This is a genomic window from Lacrimispora sp. (assembly GCF_036758025.1).
Classification (GTDB): Bacteria; Bacillota; Clostridia; order Lachnospirales; family Lachnospiraceae; genus Lacrimispora.
In genome coordinates, this window is the sequence record NZ_DAIOXM010000021.1 from 17,785 (window position 1) to 29,809 (window position 12,025).

Consider the following 12,025-nt stretch of genomic DNA (forward strand, 5'->3'; position numbering starts at 1 on the left):
GGATTAATATTCCAGCTTCCACATATATCTTCTCTTTGTCAATGGGTGGCTCCGGGCTATGGATAACTGTTCTGCATAGACGCGAAGTACTGCGGTTAAGACCATTGGATTGAAGTATTCTGCAACCGGGGAAGGAAGCTCGGAACCAACACCGAAATCCTTTCCGTCTAAAACCGTTGTCTTTGCCTGGAAGCGGTTTAAGAAGTCTAAAGCTCTGGAATCTAAGGCTCTTGTCCGCCCTTCATTCATCAATAAGATGAAAGGAACATCCTTATCAACGATTTCAAAAGGTCCATGGAAGAATTCTCCCGTATGGAAGGAACCGGAGTTAATCCACTGCATTTCCATCAGAAGGCAGATGGAGAAGGAATAGGCAACTTCCTGGGTGGCCCCTGAACTCATAACATAGATCATGGGTGCGTCCTTGTAATCTTTTGCAAACGCCTGGGCAGGTGGAAGAACAAAGGATACTGCCTTTTCAATGAGACCGTAGATTTTGCTGAATCCCTCCTGCATCTTATCGTAGTGGACATACCCCTCATACTGGTTCAGGATTTCCACGGCCAGACTTAATACATTGGTCATCTTCTCAAGCTTGGCAGCATAATTTTTCTCAAAGCCATGGACAATCACATAATGACCATGTTTTGCCAATGGGGAACCTTCTGCATGGGTAATTGCGATTACCTTTGCTCCCAGTTCCATGGCTTTTTTGGAAGCTGCAACGGTTTCAGGCGTATTTCCTCCCAGAGAGCAGGTAATGACGATTGCTGTCTCGTCCACTGCTGCCGGAGTAGCATACAAAAACTCATTTGCAGTATAGTGGCCGACCCGGATCTCCTTTGCATTGGCCTCTAAAAAATATTTTCCGGGGTAAAGCTCTGCCTTTGATGCACCGCAGCCTACAAAATACACGGACTTTACAACCGGCATTGTTTCCTTAATTGATTCAATAATCTGTTTTGGTTCCATCATGGTATACCCTCCTTCTTTTATATAAAACAATATATAACAAATATAATACATTGTCAATATATATTGTACATTATATAAAGAAATACCATTATAATTTAATACATACAAAAAGCCCGCCAACTGGATTTTTTTCCAGTTGGCGGGCTTTCCCTTGTGTATTTGTCTATTCCTTATTTTTTACTTATACTTCGTCCCTGTCAACCTTGGAAGCACGCTCTTCTACTTCCTTCTTCTGAACATCACCAGGAGCCAGTTCGTAGCGGCTGAATTCATATTCAAAAACTCCCATACCGCCTGTCATGGAACGTAAGTCCGTATTATATCCGAACAGTTCAGACATCGGCACGTCCACTTCGATCACCTGTTTTCCGAAGTGATTGGAATTCATTCCCAGAACACGGCCTCTTCTGCGGTTTAAGTCTCCCATAATATCGCCGGTAAATTTATCCGGTACAGTAACCTTTAAGGAAGCAATGGGCTCTAAGAGAACCGGGTTTGCATCCATAAAGCCCTTTTTAAAGGCCATGGTAGCCGCCATCTTAAATGCCAATTCAGAAGAGTCTACCGGATGGTAAGAACCGTCTGTCAAAGTGGCTTTTATGCCCACTACCGGATAAGCGGCCAAAGGTCCTTTTAAGACACACTCTGCAATTCCCTTTTCAACTGCCGGGAAGTAGTTTCTCGGAACAGCTCCGCCAAAAACGTTTTCCTCAAAGATATAAGGAGTTTCCAGATCACCGGAGGGCTCAAATGTCATCTTTACATCGCCGTACTGTCCATGTCCGCCGGACTGCTTCTTATACTTGCCCTGAACCTCCACTTTCTTACGGATGGTTTCCCGGAAAGCAAATTTAGGCTTACTCAGTTCAACGTCTACTTTGTAGCGGTTTAACAGCTTGCTTACCACCACTTCCAACTGCTGGTCACCGATGGCGTATACGAGGGACTGACGGTTTTCTGAATCATTGAAGGTCTTTAAGGTTAAATCCTCTTCCATCAGCTTGGAAAGAGCATTGGAAACCTTGTCATCATCGCCCTTTGTCTTGGTCTTATAGCGCATATATGTGTATGGAGTCGATATTTCCGGTTTATGGTATACGATGGGAGCGGAACGCATGGCAATGGTGTCCCCGGTCTGGGTCACATTCAGCTTGGATACGGCTCCAATGTCTCCGGCCTTTAATTCCGGAACTTCAATGACATCTTTTCCTCTTAACAGATAAACCTTTCCTATCTTCTCCTCAGTGTCCTTATTCACATTATAGATAGAGGAATCGGGTTTTAAAACACCGGTACAGATCTTCATCAGGGAATACTTTCCGATAAACGGGTCTACAACGGTCTTAAATACACGGGCAGATAAAGATACCTGATCGTTATACTTAGCGGTAAAGCGCTCTCCTGTGGAAACATCCACGCCGATGCACTCATAATGGTCAGGTGCCGGGAAATAAATGTCAATGGCCTGAAGCACCATCTTAGCACCCTGGGCATTGATTCCGGAACCCAGCATAACGGGAACAATATTTCCTTCTGTCACGTGTTCTCTGAGAGCAGCAGAAATCTCTTCTACTGTAAACTCATCTCCTGAGAAATAACGCTCCATATATTCTTCACTGGTCTCTGCTACTGCTTCCATAAGAGCTTCCCGGGCAATTCCTAAGTTCTTCTGGCTGTATTCCGGGATCTCGCATACTTCATAATCACTGTTGGTGGTGAAGCGCCTGCCGGCCATCTTTACCACATTGACAAAACCTACGAACTTTTCATTCTCACGAATGGGGAGGTGGAACGGCGCAATCTTTCTTCCGAATTCTTTTTCCAGCTTAAGCAGCAACTCACGGTAGCTTGCATGGTCGTCGTCCATATTTGTTACAAAGAAAAGTCTGGGCAGCCTGTACTTTTCGCAAAGCTCCCATGCCTTATAAGTACCGACTTCAATTCCTGCCTTACAGTTTACTACGATTACTGCTGCATCCGCAACGCTGATGGCCTCTTCGACTTCTCCTACAAAGTCAAAGTATCCCGGAGTATCCAGCAGATTGATTTTAATAGGACCTTCTTCTCCTGTAAACTCCAAGGGAATCAGGGAAGTGGAGATAGAGAACTGTCTCTTGATCTCTTCTTTGTCATAATCGCTGATGGTATTGCCATCGGTAACTTTTCCCATTCTGCTGATGGCTCCGGTCACTAACGCCATAGCTTCTGCCAGGGTAGTTTTACCGGCGCCCCCGTGCCCAAGTAAGGCGACGTTACGGATTTGTTTGGTTCCATACACGTTCATAAACATTCCTCCTGTTCGGTATTTAAGTCTATGAGGATATTTTACTAAAAATGTCTTATAATTGCAAGCAAAAGGTGCAATTTGCACAAACATTTTTTACTGGTTTTTCTATTTGGTATCTTTTCTAATCTCAATCCTCATAATCCTCGATCAGCTTTCCGTCATTATCAAAATAGTAGTACTCTTCTCCTATAATAACATCTCCGGTAACCATATGTCCGCTGTTGTCAAAATAATACCAGCCTTCACCAATTTGCTGCCAGCCCGTTACCATACGGCCATCCGGAGTAAAGTAATACCAGTCATCAGCCACCAGCTTCCATCCTGTTACCATGTAGCCGTCCTGGGTAAAGTAATACCATGTCCCATCTACCAATAAAAAACTGTCTTTTACGAAAGATCCGTCTCCATTTCCATACTTCCACCCAATCCCATCCTGCTGCCAGCCCGACGTAACCTGGCTCGTCTCATTCTGAACCGGCTGACTTGCTGTTTCAGCAGGTTTTGATGCAGTGCTTCCAGAGTTTTCTCTTCCCTGATTCTGACTTCCGGAATTGCCGGACTTATAAGGACATACCCCATTGGGATGAAGATGGGCCGGATATCCGCCGCAGTGATAATGATAGCTTCCTAATCCACTTTTATTTTGGTTGTCCCGATGGCCCCCGTTTGCATCAGTCCTGCCTGAATGAGCCTCTGATACCATAGGCAGTCCCCCAAATGCAATGAGACCGCATATTCCATAAACAGCCAGCTTTTTACATAACTTTCTCATTTTTTACCCCCTCCAGGTCTTTTGTTTCATTATATCAAATATATGGAAAAATTACCAGTTTAAATAAATTCAGAATGATCTGAAGTAAATGACTGGCACAATTCCTCTCTTGCTTCCCGAAACCATTGATCCTCCGGATTTACAAGAAGGATATATTGTATTTTCCCCAATAGGGAAAGAAGATACTGGTTTTCCGTCATCTCTTCACTAATTCCACTTTTCTCCATATGGGATTTTACCCCATATTTCAGGCAGTAAAAAACCTCCTGGCGCAGCTTTCTCCTGTAATCCCTGGAAACCTGTACTTTTTCATTGACCACAATTCCTGTAACCGCCTGCCTTGTGTTGCGGTATAATATCCTGGTCTTAGCTTCATTTAATTCAAATCCCATGGTATCTAAGAAGCTGGAAACCTTCCTGATTACCTGACCCGGATTAAAGTCTCCGGAAAAGGTCATATCATCACAGTACCTTGTGTAGGAAATTGCTTTATCTTTACACCATTTCTCCATATATTCATCAAAAGGCTTCATAACCAGATTGGAAATCGCCGGTGAAGTGGGTGCGCCTTGGGGCAGAAACTCTTTATAACAGCATAGGGATGTGAGCATGGTTCTCACTGCCGAAGGAAATTGATGGCCGGGAAAGGCATTCTTATACACCATGGGAAAGGAAATGCTCCCGAAGAAATCCTTTATATCCAGCTTGACCACCACATATTTTCCTTTGTGGACCCTGGCATTGTCTGCCACTCCTGTACCCTTTCGGTAAGCCGTGGCACATCCGGAAACCGGATACACGTCCAGGATGTGATGAAGGATATTCCTCTGTATTTTCATCAGCATCTTGTCCGGCACCAAAAGCCTGCGCACTTTCCCGTTTTTCCCAGCAATATGGACGGCATGGTAATGTCTCTCCGTATGGTTGCTGAAAGCATAAAGACATGCCATTACCTTTTTATCAGACCAGCCGGTGTTTCTCAGCAAGCCAAAAGATAACAGCATGTCCCTGCAATGTTCTGATGTACAATATTTCCATAAATCCGTCTGATTCATAAGCTTCACTCTTTCCCCTTAGAAACAACAGAAGCAATACAAACCTGATGCCGTAAGATGCGAAGATGTACGAGCCCCAGGCGGAAGCACATGCAATGTGCAGTAGTACCTTGCAGCAGCTTGCGGCCTGTCTCTATGCCTTGAATTTCCCGGCAGCGACTCGCTGCCCGGCCGGATATGTTTGATTCCGGAAATACTATTGCTTCTGTTGTTTCCATACATTCTATCACAGGAGATTAGGAAATTCTACCCAAACTGTCCTATTCCTATCCCTTAATGCCGTCCATGGCAATCCCATCTACCAGATACCGCTGAAAAATAATGAAGAAAATAATGACTGGCAGAAGTGAAATAACAGACATGGCAAACAAACCACCGTAATTATTATAAGAATTAGGGTCCAGGTACATATTAAGCGCCAGGGGGATAGTAAACTTACTGGCACTGTTCATAAAGATCAAAGGCTGGAAGAAATCCTGCCATATCCAGTAAAAAGCAAAGATGGAGGAGGTTATAATGGCAGGCTTTACCACTGGTACCAGAATACGGAATAGAATTCCGATTTTTCCACATCCGTCAATTTCGGCCGCTTCATCCAATTCCCGTGGAATTCCCCTGAAAAACTGGACCATCAGGAAGATAAAAAATGCGCCACCAAAGAACCATGGCAAAATCAGTGCTGTTCTTGTATCAATTAAATTAAGTTTTTTCAAAATAATGTATTGGGGCACCACCATGACCTGAGGCGGGATCATCATGGTCATCATGACACAGCCAAACCACAATCCGGAAAACTTAAATTTTATTCTGGATAAAGCATAGGCGGCAAGCAAGGAAGTTAACACACATCCCCCGGTTCCTATTACTGTCACTGTCAGAGAGTTCATGAAAAATGTGGCAAATGTTACACCGCCCACACCGGCAAAACCGCTGCGGTAATTCTTTTGCCCATCCCATACTTTGGGTATAAGAGAATAGGTATCCAAAAACATGGTTTCATTGCTTTTAAAGGAACTGGCCAAAAGCCAGAGTAAAGGATAAATCATCAGAAAGCCAATAAGGCATGCTCCAATATGAAACCTTATAGAATTTATTTTTTTCTTTGTATGCATTCCCATAAATCAACCCTCCTCTGATTCGTAATATACCCAGTTCTTCTGTGTTTTGAAGAGAATAGCTGTAAAAACCGCTATGATTGCCACCAGAATCCAGGCTAATGCACAACTGTATCCCATGTCAAAGAAGGTAAATGCCCTGCGGTATAAATAAAGTACATATGACAGAGTACTGTCTAAAGGACCTCCGTCAGTAATGACGTAGCTTTCCGTAAACACCCGGAAACCGTTGATAATCTGTAAAATCAGGTTAAAGAAAATAGTAGGTGTCAGCATTGGAAGAGTGATTTTTAAAAATGTATAATGAGGCTTTGCCCCATCTACCATGGCAGACTCATAAAGTGTATAAGGTATCTGCTTTAAGGCCGACAAAAATATAAGCATGGAAGAACCGAATTGCCATACTCCCATCAAAATAATAACGCTCAGGGCAGTTTTGGGATTTCCCAGAAAAGACATGTTCTGCCCAATACCGAAAACAGATAACAGTGTCATCATAACGCCTTTATTTCCAAAAATCTGCTTCCAAACCACCGATACGGCAATGCTGCCGCCTATAATAGAAGGAACATAATATAAGGTCCGGTAAAGTCCCAGAAATTTATGTTTTTTATTCAGCAGCATGGCAACAAAAAGAGCGAAGGCCAGCCGCAAAGGCACCAGAATGAGTACATAGATAAATGTGACCTTTAAAGCCTGTACAAATGTTTCATCTTGTGTAAACGCACGCATATAGTTGGAAAAACCAATGATCCTGGGGGTGTTCAACAGATTGAAATCCGTAAAAGAGTAGTAGAATGAGATCACTGCCGGAACCAGCCACATACCGATAAACCCCAGAAGCCATGGCCCCAGCAGCAGATATCCCACCAGATTATCTATTGGTTTATATACGGTTTTTTTCTTTTTATTCTTCATTGTTTCTCCTCACTTAACATCAGAGAGGTCCCAATAACGTGACCTCTCTGATCGATCCTGATTAATTGCTTCTGGATAAAATTGCATCAGCATCTTTTCTGAACTTTGCTGCTGCCTCTTCGGGAGTGATCTGTCCATAAAAAGCACTGTATGCGGAATTTTTGAAAGCCTCATTGACTTCTGACATTCCTACCGGGTCCGGATCAGGCGTTTCTCCGCAAAATGCCAATGCATTTTCTACATTTTCAAACATTGCATTCTGCTGTTCCGTAAGTTTTCCGGAGTTAACCATATGATCCCGGATATCAGAAGACACTGGAGTTCCTCTTTCTGCCATAATAATATCATTTGCTTCTTCGGAATTTACGAACCAGTCAATGAACTCTGCGGCTTCTTTCTTTACCTTGGAAGTTTCTGCCACGGAAAAGAACATGCCGGGTTTCATCCACAAACCTTTGCTGTCTGAATCTGACTGCAGCGGAGGAGTAACCATCTTAATCTTATCATTGACACTGCTTACCTTTGACGCGTAGTTATTCCACTCAACCAGCATTGTCCCATCTCCTGTCACCACGGGACCCGCCTCCTGTCCCAGGGCCTGGATAGCTGCATACTCATCTGGATTGGGAACCACACCTGCCTTCATCTGGTCAACCCACATCTGGATAAAATCAGAATATATCTTATCGTCTGAGTAGCCAAGCGATTTCTTGTCTTCACTGAACAGGCTTTCTCCGTGCTGTCTTACCCAGTAATTGAAAAAGTTAGTATCATCTACAGGTCCGTTGGACAATCCATATTTTCCTGTTTTCTCTTTGATGGTTTTTGATATGGAAATAAAATCTTCCCATGTCCAACTGCTGTCCGGTTCAGATACTCCCGCTTCTGCCATCACCTCCGGATTATATCCCATGGAGAGATAAGAACTGGTCAGCACCAGGCCATTCATCTTATCACTGATTTTACCGGTATTTAAAAGATTTTCATCTATTTTAGAAATATCAATGGTTCCATCATCAATGAACTGCTGCAAATCTGCCAGTGAGTTGTTTTTTGCATATGTGGTAATATACAGGTAATCCATCTGAACCAGATCAGGCATGGAACCTGATGCAGCCTGAGTTGCCAGTTTGTCAAAATATCCATCCCAGCCGGAAGGAATTGCCTCAAATTTTATATTTGGGTGGGACTCCGTATAAAGATCCAGGAGTTTCTGGGTGTAATCGTGCCGTCCCTGTCCTCCCCACCAGGTGATTTTAATGGTGACCGGCTCTCCCCCTGTGCTTTCCGTACCGGCAGCCTCCGTACTTCCTGCTGCAGTGGTTTCTTTATTACCGGAACTGCAGCCAACCACTGAAAATGCCATCGCAACCGTCAATCCCAAAGCCGCAAGCCTCTTTAACGTTTTTCTCATCATAACACCTCTCCTTTTTTGTTTTCTTGATTTCTTCTGACAGTTATATTATAAAGATTTTATACGGGAAACTGAATGGAATTATCAGACTATGTCTTGGTAAAAATCCGACTAAAAACTGTGGTGAACTATAAAAAGAAAGATGCAGAACATACTTATTCCGCATCCTCTCCTCTATTCTTTTTTATATATCTGCGATACTCTGACAGTACCATGCCCGTATGCTTTTTAAATACCTTTGTAAGATATTGTCCGTCAGATGGATAACCGGTCTGTTCTGCCAATTGAGACACTCTCATATCAGGCTGGAAAGCCAGAATCCTTTGGACCAGGCAAATACGGATTCTTACGAGAAAAGCAGAAAAACGTTGATTCATGTTCTTAGCAAAAAATCTGCCTAAATAATCCTCGTTCATAAATAACACATGCTGAGCCATATATTGAAGGTTTAAGTCCGGATTCTTAATATTGCGGTATATCATATATAAGATTTTTTTCATTCTTTTCCCGTCTTTTGTGTCCGGAAATGCAAAATTCATATGGAATGCACACTGTTCAATCACCTGCTCCAGCAGTTCCCACACATGGCTGCTGCCTTTTAGTTCTTTTTCCTCTCCAAACAGAACTTTTAAAACAAAGCTGTATACTTCTGCCATTCGTTCCAATGGAATTTCCTGAATTTCCATTTTTATAAAAGAACAATAGATTTCAAACATCAGCTCTTCTATATTCTTTGCATTCTGAATCCTGGTGTAGTCCACTGTCATAAAAGAGCCTTCCGGTTCTCCCTCATACATTTCATATCTGAAAAATTCCCGCTTTTCCTCCAGACTGCCAAAATCAAACAGCTCCTGAATCTGGCAATACAGCTGGAAACATTCCTGAAGCCGTCCCCCTTTGCTGACAGCAGAGCAAAGTCTGATTTTTTTATATTTGTAATATTCATTATGGACTTTCGCGATCAGAGGCTTAAGCTGTTCTGCAAGCCTTCCGGGAAGAAGATAAACAATCTCCTTTTTCAATCCTGCGCTCATATAGACCTGATCTTCTCCTATGAGCTCTGTTAAAATATTAGTCAATGCAAAACGGTCCAACTGATCATACTCATTAGGCGTCCGGACGGATAAAAGAATAAAATCATCGGCAAGATCTTCTGTAAAATTTGCAAGGAGAATTTTATCTGAAACGGAAAGCTCTTTTTTTGTTATTAATTCAAAAAGAATCCGCTCCTTAATATGAGGAACCATACGCTGGATGCTGCTTTGATATTCCCGTTCAGATTTCAGCTTCTCTTCTCTGATCAAAAGTTCCTTCTTTACATTCAAAAGTACTTCCACGATTTTATCCACATCGCAGGGCTTTAATATGTAATGACGTATTTCCAATTCCATGGCCTTGCTGGTATATTCATATTCCCCGTAACCGGACAGGACTACAAAGAATATGTCCGGATATAAATCACGGACCTTTCTAATGAGTTCAATTCCATCCATAACCGGCATTTTAATATCAGTAATCACGATATCAGGCTGATGGGTCCGTATCTTTTCCAGGGCCTCAATCCCATTCCAGGCCATATCTGCCAATTCCATCCCAACCTTGCCCCATGGGATGGTTTCTGCCATAGCCTCTCTCTCCATCTCCTCATCATCTACAAGCAGTACCTTATACATTCTTTTTATCAGCCTCTACTTTCGGAATTCTAATGGTTATAATTGTTCCTTTTTCCGGAACACTCCATATCTGAAACTCTGTTTCCTGGTCGAATGCCATTTTCAGGCGTTCATAAATATTTTTCAATCCAATCCCATGGCCCTGAGGCTGTACAGCAAAAGTGCTTACCGCCTCAAGTTCTGTTGCTGTCATTCCCGGACCGTCATCGGAAACCTGTATCAGTATCCGTTCTTTTTCTTCTCTTATGGAGACAGATATGGTGCAGGGTGTCAGCATCTTTTCCACTCCATGATAAATCGCATTTTCCACAAGAGGCTGTATGGTCATGTGAGGAATCAGATATGACCCGGAAATCTGGGAATCCACATGAAATACAGCACGTTTCCGGTAGCGGAATTCCTGAATGGTTATGTATCGTCTTAATATTTCCGTCTCTTCTTCCAGCGTAAAGAACTGCTCCTTGCTCAACGCTGAGCGCAGAATCACACCCAAGGCCACCGTCATTTGGGCTGCTTCATCATTCTTTTTTGCCCGTATCATCCAACTGATGCTGTTTAAGGTATTATAAAGAAAATGAGGGTTGATCTGTGCCTGAAGCATCTTATATTTGGTATCCTTAATAAGAATCTGTTTTTCATAATTTTCATGAATCAGATTATCAATCTTATCCAGCATAACCTGAAACTCCTGGGTCAAAAGGCCTATCTCATCAGCACGGTCACTGGTTTCCAGAAAGTTTTTGGCTCCGCTGAAATCTCCCAATTCCACAATTTCCATACTTTTCGTAAGATTCTCAAGGGGTTTTGTAACCATATGAGCCATTTTCTTTAAAATCAGAGCAGAGGCTAAAAACAGTGCCATAAATCCTCCGAACATCAAATACCTTAAATTCTGATTCTGCCCGTAAATCTCAGTGTATGGGAACGTATTTACATATGTCCAGCCGGTTTTCGACGATTTCAAATAGCACATAAAGTACCGCTGCCCCTGTTTCTTGATAATCTGATATCCTTTCTCTCCCTCTAATACGGAGATGCTTTCCATCATATTTTCCTGGTTCTCATAAATAACCCCATTGGCTGAGAATACACAAAGGGCAGAACTTTCTGCCTCCAGATCATCAATATTTCTCTCAATCATTCCCGCCACATTGCTGGTAATCAGCAGGCTTCCCAGATATTCCAGACTGGAATCAATGTGTTTGCGAATGTCCCGCCCGGTCAAAAGGTAGGGGTATTCTTCCGTAGGTTCCTGCACCACATAGGCGCCCTTGGCCTCATGAATGCGTTCCATCATTGATTGATAAAGCTTTTCATCAATGGTCCCGGTGGCTGTACCCACCAAAAACTGTGTGCTCTCTTCATCTGTATATAAAATATTAGATATGATATTGGAATTAGCCAGATCATTGACCATGATCATCCTCAGCTGGTAAGTCTCATAAGAATATTCCGCAGTGAAATGTTTTAAGCTGCGGATTTTTGCAAGCTGCTCCTGTATTTTTGTATCAATTGCAATATAGTAAGAGAGGTTTTCCACCTCATCTAAGCTTCTGTTAACCTGTTGGGTAAAGTAGTCCAGCTCCTGCAGGGATTTTTCATACAGCTTTCCGTCATAAATATTAAAGCTGTACTGCAAGGCCGTTATACTTAAGAGACAGCAGATTCCCAGCATGACGACATAAACAACGATCATCTTTTTTGCCAATTTTAAATCACAATATTTCCTATACCAATAACCACGTTTTATTCTCATGCTGGTCCATATCCTCCAAAGGTATATCCCATTTTACCATAATAAAGCCAGTTTTTACAG

At 42.6% G+C, this 12,025-nt stretch carries 9 protein-coding genes; all 9 read right to left on the reverse strand.

Annotated elements, in window-relative coordinates; genetic code table 11:
• Positions 1-3 precede the first annotated feature (3 nt).
• The 9 genes from V7M78_RS16315 to V7M78_RS16355 all read right to left on the reverse strand — a co-directional run bounded on the left by V7M78_RS16315 (position 4) and on the right by V7M78_RS16355 (position 11,965).
• Positions 4-972: an SIS domain-containing protein gene (locus tag V7M78_RS16315; RefSeq protein ID WP_333651482.1), complete on the reverse strand. Its 969-nt coding sequence runs from the start codon at positions 970-972 to the stop codon at positions 4-6.
• A 184-nt stretch (positions 973-1,156) separates the two neighbouring features.
• A complete protein-coding gene (locus tag V7M78_RS16320; protein ID WP_333651424.1) occupies positions 1,157-3,259 on the reverse strand; it encodes an elongation factor G in 2,103 nt (700 codons plus the stop codon).
• 130 nt (positions 3,260-3,389) lie between these two features.
• Positions 3,390-4,034 (reverse strand): N-acetylmuramoyl-L-alanine amidase family protein, encoded by a 645-nt coding sequence (locus tag V7M78_RS16325; RefSeq protein WP_333651425.1) that lies wholly within the window; start codon positions 4,032-4,034, stop codon positions 3,390-3,392.
• Between the two features lie 59 nt (positions 4,035-4,093).
• The gene (locus V7M78_RS16330; protein WP_333651426.1) at positions 4,094-5,089 is read right to left on the reverse strand and encodes a reverse transcriptase family protein; all 996 of its coding nucleotides are present in this window, start codon (positions 5,087-5,089) and stop codon (positions 4,094-4,096) included.
• Positions 5,090-5,355: 266 nt separating this feature from the next.
• Entirely contained in the window at positions 5,356-6,207 is an 852-nt protein-coding gene (locus V7M78_RS16335) for a carbohydrate ABC transporter permease (protein WP_333651427.1), read from the reverse strand.
• A gap of 3 nt (positions 6,208-6,210) precedes the next feature.
• Positions 6,211-7,122, reverse strand: a complete 912-nt coding sequence (locus tag V7M78_RS16340) for a carbohydrate ABC transporter permease (RefSeq protein ID WP_333651428.1) — start codon at positions 7,120-7,122, stop codon at positions 6,211-6,213.
• A gap of 61 nt (positions 7,123-7,183) precedes the next feature.
• Complete coding sequence (locus V7M78_RS16345) at positions 7,184-8,539, reverse strand: ABC transporter substrate-binding protein (RefSeq protein ID WP_333651429.1); 1,356 nt, start codon at positions 8,537-8,539, stop codon at positions 7,184-7,186.
• Positions 8,540-8,691: 152 nt separating this feature from the next.
• Entirely contained in the window at positions 8,692-10,209 is a 1,518-nt protein-coding gene (locus V7M78_RS16350) for a response regulator transcription factor (protein WP_333651430.1), read from the reverse strand.
• Positions 10,202-11,965, reverse strand: coding sequence for a sensor histidine kinase (locus V7M78_RS16355; RefSeq protein WP_333651431.1), 1,764 nt, complete (start codon positions 11,963-11,965; stop codon positions 10,202-10,204). The genes V7M78_RS16350 and V7M78_RS16355 overlap by 8 nt, the downstream gene beginning before the upstream one ends.
• Between the last annotated feature and the right edge of the window lie 60 nt (positions 11,966-12,025).